The following is an 18,150-nucleotide window of genomic DNA, read 5'->3' as shown; positions in this document are numbered from 1 at the left end:
AGAGGGGCAGACATGAACGAAGAAAAACTGGAGAAAGCGCTCTTAGCGCTTGAATGCGAAAGCCAGATCACTCGCATCCTCCTGGGCGAACTGATTGCGCAATCACCCAACCCAGAAGAACTGCTGCAGCGGTTCCAACGAGCCATTGACGAAATGAGCGTTGCCCGTCCTCACGATGTGGATCTGGAACAGGTTGTTGAACTTCGTGCGCGGGCAGATCAGACGGCTCAGCTTGTGAGGCAAAGATTGAAAGCCTCCAGCGCAACTCGCTGATAGACGGCTCAACGGGATCGATGGGCGAAGTCATCGCCTCATACAGTCCCTGCACGCGCCGCTGCGTGGCCTCTGCGTTCTGTACTGCCTGGGCAGCGTCAAGCGGCTTGATCACTGGCGACCTCCGAATTCGAGTCCCGCAAATGGCACTGCCATCTGCTCGCGGATGTCCATAGCATTCGCGTCATGCAAAGCCTTTTCAGCAACCATCACCGTGTAAGTCTTTCCATGCACCCAGGCGTAGATGCAATCGCGCTGGGCGCTGGAAGCGTCCTGACGGCGCGCGGCCGCCTTCTGGCGGAACAGCTCCGCAGTAGCCGAATCCAGCCAGGTTTTGACGGGGGTATCCAGCTTGCCCAGCGGGCCAGCGACGCCGCGGGCAAATGCGGGCGGCGGCTCGGAATGAGCCAGCTGCGCCATCGCGCGCTCCAGAACTTCCTGGGCGTCCTGCCCCGCCAAACCCTCCAGGGCTGCGAGCACTGCGGCCAGTGCCTTTGTTTGCGCTTTGGATTCAGCCATGTGTGGCCTCCTGCGTGATGGTGCCCACCCAACCCTGGGCTACGATGGGCTTTCCACAGCAACCATCAACAGCCACAAGGAGGGCAGGCATGAACGAGAAACAGGTCCTGGACGAGCTACGCACCATCAAACTGATGTGCGTCGCAAACTTCATCGAGTTGCAGGAAATTCGCCGGAAGCTGGACATTTCCGAGCACACGCGTGCCGACAAATACGAATACGCCAACAACACGCTGGACCACATAGAAGCGCTTTCGCAAAAACTCCATCGCTTGCTCAAAGACGATCTCCCGCCTCTGTGGGAGCGCACGATTGGCACGAGCTGAAAATTTGCGCACTCAATTGCTCGCGGGCGCGGTCGAACAAGACCGATGCCTCGCTCAGCACATACCCAGCCTCTGCGAATGACATCCCATTGAGCAGCTGCAAGACCTCTTGGGCCTTGGCTGTGATTTGCGGGGGCGTGATGAGAGATTTATGCATGCCCCGCCTCCTGCTGATGAGCGGGCAGCGCCAGCTCGGGCCAGATGTCCTGCCAGTCATCAGGCCGCATTTCCGGGCGCGTCACGGCACCTCTGGTAGCAGTCTCGATTGCTACAGCCGCCTTTTCGGGGATGGGTCGTTTGCCAGATATCCAGCGCGACACATCAGGAGCATGTGCGCCAATGCTTGCCGCTAGCCGGCCGATTGCCCCGCGCCCTTGGGTAAGGATGTACTCATTGAGTTTCATGCCCTCATTGTTAGCGTGTCGCTATACGAAGTCAATAGCGCCTCGCTCTTTGTAAACGATAGCGTTTTGCTAAACCATCGCTACATGGACCCCATAGAAATTACAAGACGCAAGAGACTGTCCATCCTGATAAAGGAGGTCGGCTCACAAGCAGAACTCTCCAACAGGATTGGGAAGGCGCCAGCACAAATCAGCCAGTGGGTGCGCGGCCTGCCGGATTCAAAGACAGGGAAACCGCGTGTAATGAGCCGCGAAATCGCCCGGGAAATCGAGAAGCTACTGGGCTTGGAGCCAGGTTGGATGGACCAGCCCATTCAAGCAAATAGCGAGAGTGAACCTGCGGTAAGCAGTGGAAAGCTGATCCAGAGCCATCCCGCCATTCCTGTCTATCACGCCGCAGATGCGGTAATCGTCCCAGTGCTGGCCAACTGCGGCAGCATGGGTCCAGGCGCAGATCTGCTTGAGTCCGATGTCATCGTGGGAGACTTGGCGCTATCACCTCACTGGATCAACCAATACATCCGTCCACAGAACCCACGCGAACTTCGCTTTATCCATGCCTACGGCGACAGCATGTCTCCTACTTTTACTGATGGTGATGTGCTGCTTGTGGACACAGGCCCTGGCGCGCGAGACCCACACACTCGCGAAGGTGTGTATGTGCTTCAAGCCGATGGCAAGAACTACGTCAAGCGCGTCACGCCTACGTTTGACGGAAAGCTGCAGGTCACCAGCGACAACCCAAGCTCCAAGACGGTTCAGGTTCTCAACGGCGATCACCAAGTGGATGTGGTGGGACGAGTGGTCTGGGCCTGGAATGGGAAAAGGCTGTAGCTTGCTGGGAGCTGCCCCCCCGCACGTCAACCAAATTTGAGATCGGTAGATGGCAACTCACAGAACCTACGAAGCGGAGCTCAACCCCGAGAAAGCGCTCATCTTCCGGATCGTCCACCTCAGCAACGTGCCCTGGATTCTCGACAATGGCCTGTACTGTGGAAATAACGTAGTTCATAGGAATCCTGAATGGGTATCTATTGGTAATGCAGACCTCACTGCTCGTAGAGCACAACACCTGATACCGGAGCCCAATGCAGGCTTCCTGAACGACTACGTCCCTTTTTACTTCACACCGTTCTCACCTATGCTCCTGAACATCAAGAGCGGAAGAAATGGTGTCCCGCAGCGCCCAAATTCGGAAATCGTGATCCTCGTTAGTAGCTTGCGAAGAATCGCACGGATGCAGTTGCGCTACTGGTTCACAGATGCCCACGCGTACGTGGCATATGCAAACTTCTTCAACGACCTTGAAGATCTCCATCACATTGACTGGGGCATTCTTCAACGTCGCGACTTTGCGCGCGATTTCAATGACTTGAACAAGATGGAGCGCTACCAAGCCGAAGCTCTCGTTCACACCCATGTTCCAGTTACAGCATTGCTAGGTATAGTGTGCTACACAGAAGAAGTTCGGCAGCAAGTGCAGCTCGCCGTTGAGCAGCGTCAGCTACAATTGAAGGTTTTGTCAAAAACAGGCTGGTACTTTTAGATGTTCGAATTCAAGCAAGGTAATTTGCTGGAATCAGGCGCCCAAGCGCTTGTGAACACCGTGAACACTGTTGGTGTCATGGGGAAAGGCATCGCGCTCATGTTCAAAGAGCGGTTCCCCCACAACTACCAACTCTACGCCGCCGCCTGCAAGCAGCATCAAGTCCAAACGGGCAAAATATTTGTAACCGAGACAGGCGAGCTCTCTGGTCCCCGCTGGATCGTCAACTTCCCCACAAAGCAGCATTGGCGAGGCAACTCCCGCATAGATTGGATTGTCGATGGATTGGCGGATCTACGCGCCTGGCTCGAGACCAACAATGTTGAATCTGTTGCGCTGCCACCTCTCGGCGCTGGCAACGGAGGCCTTGAGTGGGCCAAAGTGAAGCCCCACATCGTGGAAGCGCTCTCAGACCTTGGAACGCGCGTTTTGGTATACGAGCCTACAGACAAGTATCAGAACGTCCAGAAAAGAAGTGGTGTTGAGAAGCTCACCCACGCTCGCGCTTTGGTCTCCGAGCTCGTCCGGCGCTATTCCGTCCTTGGGATGGAATGCAGCTTGCTGGAGATCCAAAAGCTTTGCTGGTTCTTAGAGAGGTCGCTTGAGCGACTATCTATCGCAAGCCCTCTTGATCTCAAGTTTCGAGCTCACTTCTACGGCCCGTACGCAGAAAAATTACCTCATCTACTCAACTCCCTCGATGGAAGTTACTTGCATTGCGAAAAGCGCATAAGCGACGCAGATCCTTCGGAAGCTCTTTGGTTCGATGATGCGAAGAAGGCGTTGGTTGGAGCCTATCTCCAAAGCGAAGCCAAGGAGTACCTCGCGGCACTTGAGGAGACGACGAAGATCATTGACGGTTTCCAATCACCGTTCGGCATGGAACTTCTTGCCACATGTGACTGGCTTATCAGTAAGCAAGCTGTTGAACCGAATGCGGATGCTCTTCGCCAAGGCATACACAACTGGCCTTCCACCGAGTGGGCCGCAGAGCGAAAGGCTCGTATCTTCACCGACCAAGTGCTGGAGGTGGCAGTTAAGCATCTAGATGAATGTGGGTGGCTGGCCTCCTAACTGACTCTGGCATCCGCACGTCAACAAGCCCGCGTCACGCGGGCTTTTTCACGCCCGCCACAAGCTGATCCTGGCGGAGCCCCCACCCTCCGCCAAGATGCCCCCTCCCAAGCTTGCAGCAGGGGGCATTTTTTGCCAGCACTCAAATAATTAACAAATTAGCGTATCGCTATTGACATAATCATTAGCGCATCGCTATTATCAACTCCATCACAGCACAAGGCCGCTGTGATGGGCACCACGGCATTGACCGGGCCCGCCCGGATCTTTAAAAAGCCAGTGAATCAATGCACGTCGAGAGACACGCTGCGCCCCGATGACTTTCCGGAACGCGCCGCGACTCTGCCGCCCCGAAGCGGTAGATGGTGCAACCGGCGCAGATAGTGATCTGCATAAAGCTGCCAGAGCAAAGCGCAAGCCAGTGACCGTGGGAGATGTGCGCCGCCCACCCGGAGCGAATCCGGGGACAAACCAGAGCGCTTTCATCGAGAGTGCTGCGGTTTGCAACTCACAGTGAGCATTCCATGCAAAAAGCCACTCGAAAGATACACGACACCGCCCCCATCTGGGCCCAGCACGGCTACCGCCTTGAGCGGATCCAGCAGGCCATGGGTTCACCTGTTCGCAATGTCTACGGCCCGGACGGCGCCCTAGTGCTGGAAGACACCGATCTCGAGACCGAGCTCGAATACCTGCGCGACCACGGAATGCTCAACGCAACTGACACCAAGGGAGATTCTGAAATGTGATCAACGCCAGCATGCCGGCCAGGTATGCGCCCGTCCCCGCAGGGCTAAGCGGGGCCATCATTGAAGCGGCGGCGTGGAAGGACACGCAACAAAACGCATAGCGAGCAAGCCAGCCAATCGAGCTTGCAGCACTCAAAAAGACTTCGTAATGCGTGGCGATTTGGCAGCTGGTATCAAGCCCAGCCCGCTTCAATGATGGTGTGACAGGCAATTGCCCGCCTGCAAACAGTGAAAGTCTGCGGAACACATCCCTCTCACCAACAAGCCGGGGCGAACACGGCAGCCATCAACAAATACCCGTGGCCGGGTGCAGAGGCCTTACCAGCCGCAGCAGGTGAAAGCCCTGCCTCGATACCGTCCCGTGAGCCCTGGCGAGGCCTGCGGATCGCTAACCCCCTGACGTTCAGAGTACCTTGCTGCAGCAGGCGAAACGAAGCCGGAACCGTCACCGGAAGCCTGACACCTCGGAAAGCACGAGGGCCATCCGGCGAGGCTGCACAGAAGTTGGAAACACTCGCACTGGAATGCGCCAGGGCAAGCAAACGGGCTGTGCAGCCTCGCCAGATGGTGCGGCACTCTTTCCAAAACCAAGTGCGCATAGCTTGGCCCTCAAGCCGCTGCGCCATCTACCTTTCCAGCCGGGCCGGGGCATCTCCTCCCCTCCCTCTACCACTTCCCCAGGCATGCCCTCACGGGCACCGGCTCTTTATCCATGGCCCGCAGCAACCGCTCGCGGGCCTTTTTCATTCCAGGAGGCCCACCATGCAACGCATTGCATTTCCATCTGATGTCTGCCCGGACCCCGGCGCGCGCTTTCACCGCTCGCTGCAGTCCGCGTTCCCCTGTGGCGCGGCCGAAGCCGTGTCCATTTACCGACCGGTCCGCCGGATTCGATACGGCCGCTGGCTGGCATTGGCCCTGCTGTCCATGGTGCTGGTCGCGCTGACGGTCTACGACCGGGGGGTGATCACGCCTGCCCCTAGCGCGCACGAGGTCAAGCTCGCGGCTGCTGCGGCCAAGGCCTGCCCGGGCATGCATGCCGAGTGGGAGGACGACAAGACGGTGAGGTGCCTGCGGGAGAGCAACTCGTGAAGATCCTGCAGCTGCTCTTCATCTGGCTGGTCCTGTGCGCTGTCTCGGGCCTGGCTGCCGCCGCCATCACCGTATTTCATCCTCTGTGAACAAGGCTTCCCTGATGCTGACAACCGAATCTCCCCACGGCGAGCTCGCTGCTGCCGCCCTCTCTCACCTTCTTGCCAACACGTCCATGCCTGTCCTGGTGCTGGGCGACAGGAAGCCGGTGAACTTCCCCTTGCCCACCAAACGCGCCGCGCCGGCCGCGCCCGGCGCCGACACGGTGCAGGAATACCGCCCGCTGGCCATCCTCGAATATGTGCACAGCCTGGTGAGCGCCGCGGCCAAGACACCCAGCGCCAGCACGGAGGCAGAGCATGCTCAAGAGTGTCGATGAGCCATACAAATGCCCGGAGCTGAAACGCAATCCCGGCATCCCGGACAGCCGTTTTCGCGCCTTCGAGCTGCCCAGCCGCGCCGACGGGCGGCTCTATTACCCCGATGGCCGTGTGGAGCAGATCCCTGCGCCTCACTCCTTCCAACAACCCGCCACCTGATGGCGGGTTCTGTTTTCTGGAGCCCCGATGTTCAAGAACATGATCATTTACCGCATCGCGCCCGGCTGGTCGCCCGACCTGCAGGTGCTGGAGGAGGCGTTGAGCAAGACGCCGTTTGCCGAGTGCGGCGCAACCCAGGAGCGCAGCGCCGGCTGGGTGCCGCCGCGCGGCGAGCAGCACGGGCCGCTGGCCGAGAGCGTGGCAGGCCAGTGGGTGCTGCGCTTCATGACCGAGACCAAGATGCTGCCGGCCAGCGTGCTCAACCGCAAGGTCTGTGAAAAGGCGGAAGCCCTCGAGAAGCGCGACGGCCGCAAGCCGGGCAAGAAGGAGCGCCGCGAGCTGAAGGACGAGGCCAAGCTGGACCTACTGCCCATGGCCTTCACCAAGCAGGGCAGCATGTGGGTGTGGATCGATCCACAGGCCCGCTTCCTGGTGCTGGACACCGGCAGCCAGGCGCGTGCCGACGAGGTGGTGAGCCTGCTGGTGGAAGGCCTGCCAGGCTTCGCGCTGGCCCTGGTCGATACCCAGACCAGCCCGCAGGCGGCCATGGCGCACTGGCTGATGACGCAGGAACCGCCGGCCGGCTTCAGCGTGGATCGTCACTGCGAGCTGAAATCACCGGACGAATCCAAGGCCGTGGTGCGCTACGGCCGCCATCCCCTGGACATTGCCGAGGTGCGCCAGCACGTCGAGCACGGCAAGCTGCCGACCCGTCTTGCCATGACGTGGGACGACCGCGTGAGCTTTGTGCTCACGGAGGGCCTGCAGATCAGAAACGTCGACCTGCTGGATGCCGTTATGGACGGCGCCGGCGCCGATGACCGCGGCTTCGATACCGATGTGGCCATTGCTACGGGCGAGCTGTCGCGCCTGATTCCGGATCTGATCGAGGCGCTGGGCGGGGAAGGACGCACGGGCTTGGGCGCTGGCCTGCCTGCGGCGCTTGCCTCCAGCACCACCGGGCCGCGGGGCGCCCCTGCAGATTCACACCCCGGCGAACAACCGTTCTGAGGATGCCATGCAAGACCAGGAAAAACACCCCGGCCTCCTGGCCGTGGAACTGCACGCCAGCTATGTGTAGGCCCGCAACAAATCCCGAGAACTGCGGGAAGAGGCAGCACGCCTGCGCCGCGAGGCCAAGGCCGCTGCACTTACGGTGGACGCCGCCAACTTGCGCAAACAGGCCAAACCGCTGGCAGATCAAGCCAAGGCTCTGAAAGAGTCGTCCGACACCTACAAGGCAGCGACTAACCAGAAGGTGCTGGCCGCGGCCGAGCTGCTGAACAAACGCATGCCTGCGGAATTCAGCGCCTGGGGAATCATGAAGACCAGGGCCTATGCAAAGGTGCTGGGTGTGCTCATCGCGCAGACCAAGCGCTTGCACCCCAACCTTTCCTTGGCAACCGGTGCCATCCACCTGCTGCTGAATCACCCCCAATGGGGTGACGAGATCCTGCCGAAGCTGGCCGCCATCGCCAGCGCGCCACGCGAACTGCCCTCACTCAACTGACCCCGCAGAAAAACATGAGCACCTACCAAGACCTGCTGGCCCAGCGCGAAGAGCTGGACGAACGAATTGCCGCTGAGCGCACGCGCCTGCGTGCCGAGTCGCTGCAGACCATCAAGGACCTCTGCGAAGCCTACGACATCACGGCTGCCGACATTTTTGCCGGCCGGCCCCGCGCTGCCCAGCGCCAGCTCGGCAAGGTGGCGCCCAAGTACCGGGATCCGGCTACCGGCGCAACCTGGACCGGCCGCGGCAAAGAGCCGGCATGGATATGCGGCAAGGACCGGACCGGATTCCTGATTGCCGGATCGCCAGCGGCATAGCCCAACCCGCCAGGAATTCCACATCACCAGAGCCCGCCACGAGCGGGCTTGTTTTTTGGGAGCATCGATGCGCCGCGACGACTTCACCATGGCCCTGGATCTCGGCCGTGAACTCATCATTGACAACTTCGCCGGTGGTGGCGGCACCAGCACAGGGCTGGAAGCCGCATTCGGCCGGCCCGTGGACATTGCAATCAACCACGACCCCGAGGCCCTGGCCATGCACGCCATGAACCACCCGCACACGCTGCACTTGTGCGAGAGCGTCTGGGAAGTGGACCCCATTGCAGTGACGAAGAACCAGCCGGTGGGCCTGGTATGGCTGTCGCCGGACTGCAAGCACTTCAGCAAGGCCAAGGGCGGCACCCCCGTGGAAAAGCGCATTCGCGGCCTGGCCTGGGTGGGGATGCGCTGGGCCGCGAAATGCAAGCCGCGCGTCATCATGCTGGAGAACGTCGAGGAATTCCAGGAATGGGGGCCTCTGATCGTGGATGCGGACGGCAAGGCCCGGCCAGACCCTGCACGCAAGGGCAAGACCTTCCAATCGTTCGTGCGGCAGCTGCGCGGCCTGGGCTACGCAGTGGACTGGACGGAGCTGCGCGCCTGCGACCACGACACCCCGACCATCCGCAAGCGCCTGTTTCTGGTGGCCCGCCGTGACGGGCTGCCCATCGAGTTCCCGGAGCCCACCCATGCGGAGCCCGGCGACCGCCGCGTCCTGGCCGGCAAGCTGGCTCCCCAACGCACGGCCGCCGAGTGCATTGACTTCAGCCTGCCTGCAGAAAGTGTGTTCGGCCGCAAGCGCCCGCTGGTGCACAACACCATGCGGCGCGTGGCGAAGGGCCTGTGGCGCCATGTGCTGACCAGCGCCAGCCCGTTCATCGTCGGCGTGGGTGGTCGCATGGGTCAGTCCCCTGCCCGGTCGGTGCACGCGCCGGCGCAAACGATCACCAGCAAGGCGGACAGCTGCGTGGCCCAGCCCGTGCTGGCGCCCTACCTCTCCGAGCATGCCAATGCCAGCAACCAGCGGACCATGCCCGCAGACCAGCCGCTGCGCACGGTGTGCGCCCAGGTCAAGGGCGGGCATTTCTCCGTCGTAGCGCCGGCCCTGGCTCCGCTGCGTGGAACAAGCGAGCAGCACCTGCTGGGCCACAGCGTAGAAGCCCCGTTATCCACGGTTGCCGCCGGCGGCCAGCACCACGCGCTGGCGATGGCCCACATCACCAAGTTCAACACGGGCGCGGTGGGTTGCGGCATGGATGAGCCTTTGCCGACCGTGACAGCTGGCGGAACGCCCAAGCGGCCCAGCACCGGCATCCAGATGGGTGTGGTCGCTGCGCATCTGGCAACCATCGGCTACGGCGAGCGGCCCGGACAGGACGCCCGGGTGCAGTCGGTGGAGACGCCTCTGGGCACCGTGGTTTCCGGCGGCGTGAAAAGCGCGCTCGTGGCAGCGCACCTCGTGGACATGGGCCACGGCGAAGGCAAGGCCGGCGGCAAGCGCTGGAGCCATGGCGTGCGCAGCCTGGAGGTGCCGCTGAACACGGTCACGGCAAGCGGAGCTACCAGTGCGCTGGCAGCCGTCTGCCTGGAGCAGGCCAACGGGGGTTTCTATGAGGGCGAAGGCCGCGGCGTCGATGAGCCCATATCCACGATCACGGCCAGCGGTACGCAGCAGCGCCTGGTCACGGCCTGCCTGGTCAAGTACTACAGCGAGGGCGGCCAGGACAGCGCCTGCAACGAGCCCATGCACACCGTGCCCACCAAGGCGCGCATGGCCTTGGTGCAAACCGTGAAGCTGCCAGCGGCCACCCTGGCGCCCGAGAACATCGAGCGTGCCCGCCTGTGCGCCGAGCTGCTGCATCAGCACTTGCCCGAGCAGTTCCCCGAGAAGGCGGACATGGTGCTGATGTCGCATCAGGGTGGCTGGTGGGTGCTGGTGGACATCACGCTGCGCATGCTCAAGCCGCGCGAGCTCTACCGGGCCCAGGGGTTCCCGGAGGGCTACGAGATTGAGCAGATCCCGGACCCTGCCCTGCTGTTCAAGGACGGCAAGCAGGCCGTGGCTGACCCGCGCTCATTACCGCGCATCCCGCTCACGACCACCGCCCAGGTGCGGATGGCTGGTAACAGCGTCTGCCCGCCGCTGGCCAAGGCCCTGGTGCTGGCCAACTTCAAGCACGAGGCCCGGGTTTACGGGGCCAAAGTCGCATAGCAACCAGCCCGCACCAGCGGGCTTTTTTATTCCCGATTCCCATGAATACACCTGCAGTCCTAGACCCGTGCTGTGGCAGCCGAATGATGTGGTTCAACAAAGCCGACTCCCGCGCGATCTTCGGCGACAGGCGCAGCGAAATCATCACGGTCACAGACCGCACGCATCGAGAAGACGGCACACGCACTCTCGTGATTGAACCCGACTTCCTGATGGATTTCCGCTCCCTGCCTTTCCCCAATGACACGTTCTGGCATGTGGCCTTCGATCCCCCTCATCTGGAACGAGCCGGCCCGCGCTCCTGGCTGGCGGCCAAGTACGGGAAGCTCAGCCAGGACTGGCGCGACGATCTGCGCCAGGGCTTTGCCGAGTGCTTCCGCGTGTTGAGGCCGCACGGCACGCTGGTTTTCAAGTGGAACGAAACCCAGGTGAAGGTCCGCGACGTGCTCGCCCTCACCCCTGAAAGGCCGCTTTACGGGCAAGTTAGCGGCCGCTCAGGAATGACCCATTGGCTTGTCTTCATGAAGGAACCCTCATGAATACCACTCCCCCACCCCAGGGCCAGCAGCCCGAGCCCATTGCGCACTGCGGCAGCTGCGGCGCACCCGTCTATGAAATTCCCGCCGAGGGCGAAGGCCTGCCCTGCGGGCATTGATCGAGGCAAACATGACCCAGCAAACCCCGAATCCTGCAAGCAGCGTCATCGATGGCACACCCGTGCATGTCGGCGCGGAGATTTTTCACCGCTTCTGCCTCCCTGCAGTACAAGCGGCCTGCAAGAACCCAGATGCAACCCTGGATCAGCTGGTGCAGTTGTACGCAGGCCACATCCAGGCCTGCTTCGGTGCGATGGCGGCTGACTTCGGCCATGAGCGCGCCATCGAAATCGCGCAGCTCATGGTGGACACCTTCAAAACCGTCGACTTTGGCTGCCAAGCCGCCAAGCACTGAAGTGGGAGAACAACATGCAAGACAAGAACGTCATCAAGCTGACCGAGCAAGACGCGGTTCTGCTGGAACAGGCTGCCTCCATGCTTGAAGGCTTAGAGAACGATGAGCGCAATCGCGGAAATTGCAGCACAGCCGAAGGAGCAGGATGCAGCGCCCATGCTGTCCGCCGCCTGGCTTCTGCCCTGCTTGCGCATGAACGAGAAATTGGCCAGTGCCTCCACCAGATCGCCGAGCCAACCCACCCCACTGCGTGCACTGTCGATGAAGTACGCGCCTTTAAAGCTGCTGCAGCGCCTGTGGCCGTGGCAGCGCCTGATAGCAGCAATCTCGGATTTACAGTTGAACAGCGCGGCGATGTGTGGGTAGTTGTAGAGGATGCTGGTGGTGTGTGCCCCGCATCGTCGCATGAATGCGCGCTGTGGAATGCTCTCATTGAAGCCCGCGCCGCGCTTGCCGCCGCCCCGGCAGCCGCTGAATGGTGTGTGCATTGCGGCGCTACTGCAAGCGCTGTATGTCAAAGCAAATGCGCAAATCGTGTATGCCCACAAGGCTTGGTTTCCGCAGCAGCGCCCGTGGTGCTGCCTTCTGGCTGGGTGCCCTGCATCGTCACGTATGAAGGCCAGCACCCCGAAGAGGTCGCATACGGCCCCCAGGTGATGATGGATCGCCTGAAGAAGTGGCTTGAGCGCTATTTCGAGCTGAAAGCAGCCGCGCCCGCGGTGTTGCCTGATCCTGTGGCGTGGGCCATCAGCTATGACGGGAAAACTCCGTATGCACTGTGGCCGGAGGGTGATGGCGCGCTGCTGGACACAGAGATAAAGCGCCTGGGTGGCACTGCGCGAAAAATGCCGCTCTACGCAGCGTCTGCAGCGGATGCGCTGGATGCCGCAAGGTATCGCTATTTGCGAGATGAGCACATCGGAGATGACCCAGGCTCCATCAATTTGGCGCCTGCTCGCAAGCGAGGGCTGGATTCCGCCATCGACGCCGCCATCGCAGCCCAGGATGCAGCACAAGGGGGTGAAGCATGATCAGATGCATCCCAGTGCCTACATGTGCACAGTGCCCATACCGTCAGCGCCACTACGGCCAGGACGAGTGCTCGCAGATGAATTTCCAGGTGATACCGAAGCTGCAGGCTGAGAACGGCATCGTTACCAGCGTGCCCGACTGGTGCCCGCTGCCGCCTCATCCATCGTTCGCAGCCCAGGCAGCCAAGGAAGGAAATGCAGCATGAAAGAACGCCCGATCCTTTTCAGCGGACCGATGGTCCGCGCCCTGCTGGCCGGCACGAAGACGCAGACGCGGCGCGTTGCAAAAACTGAAATCACCATGGGACACGACTCGCTGCTGGCCCCGCATCGCGGGAAGAAGCATGCCGCCGTGTACCTTTTACCCAAACAGGCCCGTGAGGCTGAAATTCTGTGCCCCTATGGTCAGCCCGGCGACCGGCTCTGGGTACGAGAAACGTTCGTGCAGGGCTTCGAGTACGACGCCGTGGCGGATCGGCTGCGCCAATACGACGACGAGGGCAACGAGCTGCCCATGAAGACGTGGTATCGCGCGACTGACTCGGGCATCGGCTGGAGCGATGACGACGGCTGGGAAACCAAAGTGCCGTGGAAGCCGAGCATCCACATGCCGCGCGCTGCGAGCCGCATCCTGCTGGAGATTACCGCCGTGCGCATCGAGCGCCTGCAGACCATCAGCGAGAACGATGCCCGGGCCGAGGGCGCGAGCTACCACGACGGCAAGGGTATCGGCCACAGCGGGTGGCGCCACGACTACGGCGCAGTGCACGCTGACGCACGAAGCGCCTATGCACGCCTCTGGAACGACATCAACGGATCAGGTGCATGGGCCGCGAACCCCTGGGTATGGGTCGTGGAGTTCAAGCGCGTTGAAGCAGCAGTCCAGGCTGCAAAAGGGGCGTGATGTCAAAAGCACACGACGATTTCAGCGCGGCATTTGACCGCTTTCTTGATGAGGTCGGGATTGCAGACGCCATGTCGGTCGCAACCGGCATGTTCGTTTCCCTGGTTGTTGGCTACCTCAAGCACAAAGGGGAAGACACCAACAAGCCCATCACGATCAACGGCGGCGATCAGCGCGATGTGACGATTCACCCACCGAAAGCCGCACAGCGCTCCGCAGCGCAGAAGGGACAGTGATGCTCGCAGCATGGACTGAAATCTTGCCGCTATTCGTCGTTCGGTGGCTCGCACGACGCCACAGCGGAACCATCGAGCATGGAGGTATCAAGTGCTTCGATGCCCGCCCTGGCGTTTTGATTTTCAATGCACAGCGCGCCCAGGCGCAGGAGCGGCAGCAGTGATGAAACGCTACCCATATCGGTGCATGTGGTGCGGCCACGTTTTTGGCCCATACGAATGCTCCGCAGACCATTTCCTTTTTTGCCCGAACATCCCGAGGGACTGAGCAATGACCCAAGAACAGCAACCTGAGGCGCTGCGGCTGGCTGATGCACTGGAAAACTATGCATATCCATGCAATGTAAAAGCCGCCGCCGAGCTGCGCCGCCTGCATGCCGAAAACGAGGAGATGCGGGAAACGCTGCAATTCGTGGAGCGCTGGGCTGGCAGCAAACCGAGCTGCACGCCGGCCGAGGCGCTGTCGTGCATCCAGCACTACCCGCCCATTCGAGCGATCACCGACAGCTATGCAGATGGCAAGCGGCCGGAGACCTTCGACCCGTATGCACGCATCGCGGAGCTCGAGGCCCAGCGCAAGCCGCTGACGGATGAGCAGATAGAGGGACTGCCCATTTGGGCCAACTTCGTCGGGCTTTGGCCTGAGTCTCGGCAAGAAATCACCCGCGCCATCGAGCGCGCCCACGGCATCGGGGAGGAAGGATGACCCGGGCACAAATCATGGTCCGCCCACATCGTGGCGGCTTCCACGAATCCATGCGTGAAGCCGTGCTGATCGCCGCAAGCATCGAGGGGATCAGGGCTCACGCTGGGGTGCGACCTGGAGCAGCCATTGAGGTGAAGCCCTACGAATCGCGGCGCGATCCGAGGAATGGATGGCTGACCCACATCATCACCATTGACGGAAAGCCATGGGGCTACAGCAGCGGCCCATTGGAGGACATCAAATAATGAACCAAGAACAGCATCCAGAGGCGCTTGTCGATGGAGCCTGGTACTGGGTCGAAATAGAGACCTGGGCCGGCGAACAAGCCAATGTTGCGCCCGCTTGCTACGACGCAGAGAGCAACGCATGGTACAGCCGGCGCTTTTCCGGAATCTCCACGCGCTACCTGAAGGTGCTGGAGCCCTGCGTGCGCCCGCCGCAAGCAGGCCAAGCCTATCGGCTGCTGCGGACCGGTGAGGACCGCATCGAGGCCAACGACGAATTTCTCAAGGAAGACGGCACCACATGGGTGCGCGACCCAGCGGGGATATTCGTCGGGATGCCGTATCACAGGGCCCTCCTGCCCTGCCGGCGCCGCATCGGCTGACCACCGTTTTAACAACCACTCCAGGGCCCGCATTGCGGGCTTTCCTTTTTCCAGAGGGACACATGGCAAAAGACCCCGCAACCGCGAAATACCCGGAAATCTCCCGCCATCAATCCACAGCCGGCACACCCGAAGGCGCCGCACAGGCCATAGCGACCGCATTCGTCAAGGATGGCTTCACTGTCATCTTGGTGAGCCATGACGGGCAGGCTGCGCCACCCGGATGCATTGCGTCCAAGCCTGGCGAGCTGGCCAGCACCTTGGGCCTGACGCTTTGCGACGAGTTGGACCAGCTGCGCGTGCGCAAGGTGATCGTTGTCATTGACGCCCAGCCGGTCTTCCACGAAGGCAAAGCCTACCACCCGATCAAGCCAAGCACCGTCACAGCGCTGGTCTGCGAGATGCAGACGGACTATCCCGATGACGACCTGGCTGGCATCTACGTGTACGAGTAACCACAAACGACGCCCCGCCTCCGCGGGGCTTTTTCATCTGGAGCGCCACATGGCCGAAAACACCAAGATCGAATGGACCGATCACACCTTCAACCCCTGGGAAGGCTGCCAGAAGGTGGGCCCGGGCTGCGACCATTGCTACGCCGAGACGCGCAACGTGCGCTATGCCGGTGGCCAGGCCATCAACTGGGGCCCAGGCGCACCACGGCGCAGGACCAGCGCGGCAAACTGGCGAAAGCCCTTGGCATGGAGCGCCAACCACGACGCATTCTTTGCCCAGCATGGCCGCCGACAGCGCGTGTTCTGCGCCAGCTTGGCCGACGTGTTCGACAACGCCGTGGATCCGCAGTGGCGCGTTGACCTGTTCCGGTTGATCAAGGCCACGCCCAATCTGGATTGGCTGCTGCTGACAAAGCGCATCGGTGCAGTACCCAAGTTGCTCGATGAATCCATTCGCCATATTGAATCCCTGCCCGACTGGGCTGGCGAAGAACCGCACCCCCTGGAGACAGTGCGCAACATGCTGGCCGACTGGGTATTGCTGCGCAAGCCTCCGCAAAACATCTGGATCGGCGCCACAGTGGTGACCCAGGAAGAAGCTGACCGCGACATACCCAAGCTGCTGGCCGTGCCCGCGCGCGTGCGCTTCTTGAGCATGGAGCCGCTGCTGGGACCGGTGGATTTACGCCTGCAGCGCCCCGCGCGTGAGGATGACCGCCAGGACATGGACGGCTACTGCAGCTACATCACCACGGCAGCTGGAGCCGGCATCCACTGGGTGATCGCCGGCGGCGAAAGCGGCCCCGGCGCGCGGCCGATGCATCCCGACTGGGCGCGCTCCCTGCGCGATCAGTGCCATGCGGCCGGCGTGCCATTCCTGTTCAAGCAGTGGGGCGAGTGGCATACGGCCGCCTACCACGCGAGCACGGGCCGGCCCGTGTTCCGCCAGTTCGACAGCCATCAGCAGTGGGTGAACAAGGCCAGCACCTGGGTGCAGGGAGGCATTTGCCTGGATCGCCACGGCCGCGAGCTGAAGAACGGCGGAGACATGGCCCGGGCGCGAGATCAGGGCGACTTCCCCGTGACGATCATGCACAGGGTCGGAAAGAAGGCCGCGGGCCGCCTGCTGGACGGCCGCACCTGGGACGGCTTCCCGGCGCCATGAAGACCTGCGCCAGCACCGTGGGCCTGGCGGAAGACCGGGCCTATCTCATTCACCACTTCAGCTGCCCGCTGTGCTGCGCAGCCGGTATCTCCGGCGGCAAGCAAGCGCGCTGCACCGATGGGCAGGCGCTGTGGGACACATACAACCGGGCGGCAGGCACACCACCCGAGCCCAGGAATCGGCTGCGCGCCGGGCATACCAGGGCCGGCCGCTGAGCCATTGCTTAGACCGTTACAGCACGAGACAAAAATATGACAACTTCTTGCATTCACTCCGCTGCGCCTATGCCGCGCTGGCCTGCTTTGCCTCGTCAAAAACCGAATCCATTACAGGAGGAAAAAGTGAGTACGGAATCTTCCGCCATGACAACGGCCCCCGCAAAGGCCTACCAAGTTAACCGTGCTGCTCAACTGCTTGACGTGTCACGCTCCACCATTTACCGCATGGTCAAGGAGAAACGCTTGGTCATGGTGAAAATAGGCAAGCGAGGCAGCCGGATTACCGCAGAAAGCATTGCCGGCGTCTTGAATCAACCGCACTAACTTGGGTTCAAATACCCGGGGCGCTGCAGCTTCTCCCAGGCCTTAAATTTTGGGTAGCTAGCTGGGTAGCTGCCAGCAAAATCAAGTCTTGAGACAATCTCAAGTTACTGATTTTAAAAAGGAATTTTTTACAATGAAGATTGCAACGTGGAACGTCAACTCGCTGTCCGTGCGCCTGCCGCAGGTGCTGGACTGGCTGCAGGCCAACCCGGTCGATGCGCTGGGCCTGCAGGAGCTCAAGCTGACGGACGACAAGTTTCCCCACGCCGAATTCAATGAGGCCGGCTACCAGGCCGTCAGCCATGGCCAGAAGACCTACAACGGCGTGGCCTGGATCACGCGCACGCAGGGTGCGGATGTGGTGCGCAACATTCCGGGGCTGGACGACGAACAGGCGCGCATCATCGCCACGACCATTGCCTCGCCGGCGGGCGATATCCGGCTGATCAACGGCTACTTCGTCAACGGTCAGGCGCCCGGCACCGACAAGTTTGCGTACAAGATGCGCTGGCTGCAAGCGCTGCACAGTTGGGTCCAGGGGCAACTGGCGCTGCATCCGCGCCTGGTGCTGGTCGGGGACTTCAATGTCGCCCCGGAGGACCGCGACTCCTTCGATCCCGTGGGACTGAAAGACACCATCCACCACACGGTGGAGGAGCGAACCCACTTCCAGCAGCTGCTGCAGTTGGGCCTGAGCGACGCCTTCCGCCTGTTCGAGCAACCCGAGAAGAGCTTTTCCTGGTGGGATTACCGCATGCTGGGCTTCCAGAAGAACCGGGGCCTGCGCATCGACCACATCCTGGTCAGCAGCGAACTCAAGAGCCGCGTCAGCGCCTGCTCCATCGACCGCTTGCCGCGCAAGAACAAGCAGCCCAGCGACCATGCGCCCGTTGTCGTGTGCCTGGACCTCTAGCCGGCCGCAGCCCTGCGCAGATGAAAAAAGCCAGGAGGCGCCTCCTGGCTTTTTTCATGGACCGTAATAAGGA

At 61.5% G+C, this 18,150-nt stretch carries 29 protein-coding genes; 26 read left to right on the top strand and 3 right to left on the bottom strand.

The window, feature by feature from the left end; all coding sequences use genetic code 11:
* The first annotated feature begins 12 nt into the window (after positions 1–12).
* Positions 13–273 (top strand): hypothetical protein, encoded by a 261-nt coding sequence (locus tag V8Z74_RS19520; protein WP_349710795.1) that lies wholly within the window; start codon positions 13–15, stop codon positions 271–273.
* A 111-nt stretch (positions 274–384) separates the two neighbouring features.
* Here the strand turns inward: V8Z74_RS19520 and V8Z74_RS19515 are convergent, their stop codons facing one another.
* Positions 385–792: a hypothetical protein gene (locus tag V8Z74_RS19515; protein ID WP_349710793.1), complete on the bottom strand. Its 408-nt coding sequence runs from the start codon at positions 790–792 to the stop codon at positions 385–387.
* Between the two features lie 89 nt (positions 793–881).
* Between V8Z74_RS19515 and V8Z74_RS19510 the strand changes: the two genes are divergently transcribed.
* The gene (locus V8Z74_RS19510; RefSeq protein ID WP_349710791.1) at positions 882–1,118 is read left to right on the top strand and encodes a hypothetical protein; all 237 of its coding nucleotides are present in this window, start codon (positions 882–884) and stop codon (positions 1,116–1,118) included.
* A 149-nt stretch (positions 1,119–1,267) separates the two neighbouring features.
* On the opposite strand, the gene V8Z74_RS19505 is transcribed toward V8Z74_RS19510, so the two are convergent.
* Positions 1,268–1,522, bottom strand: coding sequence for a transcriptional regulator (locus V8Z74_RS19505; RefSeq protein WP_349710789.1), 255 nt, complete (start codon positions 1,520–1,522; stop codon positions 1,268–1,270).
* 84 nt (positions 1,523–1,606) lie between these two features.
* Here V8Z74_RS19505 and V8Z74_RS19500 point away from each other — a divergent pair, with 84 nt between their 5' ends.
* The 16 genes from V8Z74_RS19500 (at position 1,607) to V8Z74_RS19425 (ending at position 13,689) form a co-directional block, all read left to right on the top strand.
* Positions 1,607–2,356 (top strand): LexA family transcriptional regulator, encoded by a 750-nt coding sequence (locus tag V8Z74_RS19500; protein ID WP_349710787.1) that lies wholly within the window; start codon positions 1,607–1,609, stop codon positions 2,354–2,356.
* A 49-nt stretch (positions 2,357–2,405) separates the two neighbouring features.
* On the top strand, positions 2,406–3,068 hold the full coding sequence (gene darT, locus V8Z74_RS19495) for a type II toxin-antitoxin system toxin DNA ADP-ribosyl transferase DarT (RefSeq protein ID WP_349710785.1): 663 nt from the start codon (positions 2,406–2,408) through the stop codon (positions 3,066–3,068).
* Positions 3,069–4,142, top strand: coding sequence for a type II toxin-antitoxin system antitoxin DNA ADP-ribosyl glycohydrolase DarG (darG, locus tag V8Z74_RS19490; protein ID WP_349710783.1), 1,074 nt, complete (start codon positions 3,069–3,071; stop codon positions 4,140–4,142). It begins immediately after the preceding gene.
* Positions 4,143–4,666: 524 nt separating this feature from the next.
* Complete coding sequence (locus V8Z74_RS19485; RefSeq protein ID WP_349710781.1) at positions 4,667–4,891, top strand: hypothetical protein; 225 nt, start codon at positions 4,667–4,669, stop codon at positions 4,889–4,891.
* A gap of 762 nt (positions 4,892–5,653) precedes the next feature.
* A complete protein-coding gene (locus V8Z74_RS19480; RefSeq protein ID WP_349710779.1) occupies positions 5,654–5,983 on the top strand; it encodes a hypothetical protein in 330 nt (109 codons plus the stop codon).
* Positions 5,984–6,086: 103 nt separating this feature from the next.
* Entirely contained in the window at positions 6,087–6,362 is a 276-nt protein-coding gene (locus V8Z74_RS19475) for a hypothetical protein (protein ID WP_349710777.1), read from the top strand.
* Positions 6,343–6,522 (top strand): hypothetical protein, encoded by a 180-nt coding sequence (locus V8Z74_RS19470; RefSeq protein ID WP_349710775.1) that lies wholly within the window; start codon positions 6,343–6,345, stop codon positions 6,520–6,522. Before V8Z74_RS19475 ends, V8Z74_RS19470 begins: the two co-directional genes overlap by 20 nt.
* 27 nt (positions 6,523–6,549) lie before the next feature.
* Positions 6,550–7,533, top strand: a complete 984-nt coding sequence (locus tag V8Z74_RS19465; protein ID WP_349710773.1) for a recombination-associated protein RdgC — start codon at positions 6,550–6,552, stop codon at positions 7,531–7,533.
* Positions 7,534–7,678: 145 nt separating this feature from the next.
* On the top strand, positions 7,679–8,032 hold the full coding sequence (locus V8Z74_RS19460) for a hypothetical protein (RefSeq protein ID WP_349710771.1): 354 nt from the start codon (positions 7,679–7,681) through the stop codon (positions 8,030–8,032).
* A gap of 14 nt (positions 8,033–8,046) precedes the next feature.
* A complete protein-coding gene (locus V8Z74_RS19455; RefSeq protein ID WP_349710769.1) occupies positions 8,047–8,352 on the top strand; it encodes an H-NS histone family protein in 306 nt (101 codons plus the stop codon).
* A gap of 67 nt (positions 8,353–8,419) precedes the next feature.
* Entirely contained in the window at positions 8,420–10,567 is a 2,148-nt protein-coding gene (locus tag V8Z74_RS19450; protein WP_349710767.1) for a DNA cytosine methyltransferase, read from the top strand.
* Positions 10,568–10,653: 86 nt separating this feature from the next.
* The gene (locus V8Z74_RS19445) at positions 10,654–11,106 is read left to right on the top strand and encodes a class I SAM-dependent methyltransferase (RefSeq protein WP_502879585.1); all 453 of its coding nucleotides are present in this window, start codon (positions 10,654–10,656) and stop codon (positions 11,104–11,106) included.
* Positions 11,107–11,233: 127 nt separating this feature from the next.
* Entirely contained in the window at positions 11,234–11,518 is a 285-nt protein-coding gene (locus tag V8Z74_RS19440) for a hypothetical protein (protein WP_349710764.1), read from the top strand.
* A gap of 14 nt (positions 11,519–11,532) precedes the next feature.
* Complete coding sequence (locus V8Z74_RS19435) at positions 11,533–12,549, top strand: hypothetical protein (protein WP_349710762.1); 1,017 nt, start codon at positions 11,533–11,535, stop codon at positions 12,547–12,549.
* A 202-nt stretch (positions 12,550–12,751) separates the two neighbouring features.
* Positions 12,752–13,453, top strand: coding sequence for a hypothetical protein (locus V8Z74_RS19430; protein WP_349710760.1), 702 nt, complete (start codon positions 12,752–12,754; stop codon positions 13,451–13,453).
* On the top strand, positions 13,453–13,689 hold the full coding sequence (locus V8Z74_RS19425; RefSeq protein ID WP_349710758.1) for a hypothetical protein: 237 nt from the start codon (positions 13,453–13,455) through the stop codon (positions 13,687–13,689). Before V8Z74_RS19430 ends, V8Z74_RS19425 begins: the two co-directional genes overlap by 1 nt.
* A 29-nt stretch (positions 13,690–13,718) precedes the next feature.
* On the opposite strand, the gene V8Z74_RS19420 is transcribed toward V8Z74_RS19425, so the two are convergent.
* Positions 13,719–13,904 carry a hypothetical protein gene (locus tag V8Z74_RS19420; protein WP_349710756.1) on the bottom strand — a complete coding sequence of 62 codons (186 nt, stop codon included), beginning with the start codon at positions 13,902–13,904 and terminating at the stop codon, positions 13,719–13,721.
* A gap of 56 nt (positions 13,905–13,960) precedes the next feature.
* Here V8Z74_RS19420 and V8Z74_RS19415 point away from each other — a divergent pair, with 56 nt between their 5' ends.
* From V8Z74_RS19415 to xth, 8 genes are all read left to right on the top strand, one after another.
* Positions 13,961–14,395 carry a hypothetical protein gene (locus V8Z74_RS19415; RefSeq protein WP_349710754.1) on the top strand — a complete coding sequence of 145 codons (435 nt, stop codon included), beginning with the start codon at positions 13,961–13,963 and terminating at the stop codon, positions 14,393–14,395.
* Between the two features lie 50 nt (positions 14,396–14,445).
* Complete coding sequence (locus V8Z74_RS19410; protein WP_349710753.1) at positions 14,446–14,640, top strand: hypothetical protein; 195 nt, start codon at positions 14,446–14,448, stop codon at positions 14,638–14,640.
* Complete coding sequence (locus V8Z74_RS19405; protein WP_349710751.1) at positions 14,640–15,002, top strand: hypothetical protein; 363 nt, start codon at positions 14,640–14,642, stop codon at positions 15,000–15,002. The genes V8Z74_RS19410 and V8Z74_RS19405 overlap by 1 nt, the downstream gene beginning before the upstream one ends.
* 62 nt (positions 15,003–15,064) lie before the next feature.
* On the top strand, positions 15,065–15,457 hold the full coding sequence (locus V8Z74_RS19400) for a hypothetical protein (protein ID WP_349710749.1): 393 nt from the start codon (positions 15,065–15,067) through the stop codon (positions 15,455–15,457).
* A gap of 49 nt (positions 15,458–15,506) precedes the next feature.
* The gene (locus tag V8Z74_RS19395; RefSeq protein ID WP_349710748.1) at positions 15,507–16,622 is read left to right on the top strand and encodes a phage Gp37/Gp68 family protein; all 1,116 of its coding nucleotides are present in this window, start codon (positions 15,507–15,509) and stop codon (positions 16,620–16,622) included.
* Entirely contained in the window at positions 16,619–16,837 is a 219-nt protein-coding gene (locus V8Z74_RS19390) for a hypothetical protein (RefSeq protein WP_349710746.1), read from the top strand. The genes V8Z74_RS19395 and V8Z74_RS19390 overlap by 4 nt, the downstream gene beginning before the upstream one ends.
* Before the next feature lie 36 nt (positions 16,838–16,873).
* Positions 16,874–17,164, top strand: a complete 291-nt coding sequence (locus V8Z74_RS19385; protein WP_349710744.1) for a helix-turn-helix domain-containing protein — start codon at positions 16,874–16,876, stop codon at positions 17,162–17,164.
* Positions 17,165–17,297: 133 nt separating this feature from the next.
* Positions 17,298–18,077: an exodeoxyribonuclease III gene (gene xth / locus V8Z74_RS19380; RefSeq protein ID WP_349710742.1), complete on the top strand. Its 780-nt coding sequence runs from the start codon at positions 17,298–17,300 to the stop codon at positions 18,075–18,077.
* Positions 18,078–18,150: the final 73 nt, after the last annotated feature.

This window comes from Comamonas sp. w2-DMI, from assembly GCF_040187735.1.
GTDB classification, from domain to species: Bacteria; Pseudomonadota; Gammaproteobacteria; order Burkholderiales; family Burkholderiaceae_C; genus Comamonas; species Comamonas terrae.
This window is presented reverse-complemented; position numbering and strand designations above follow the sequence as displayed.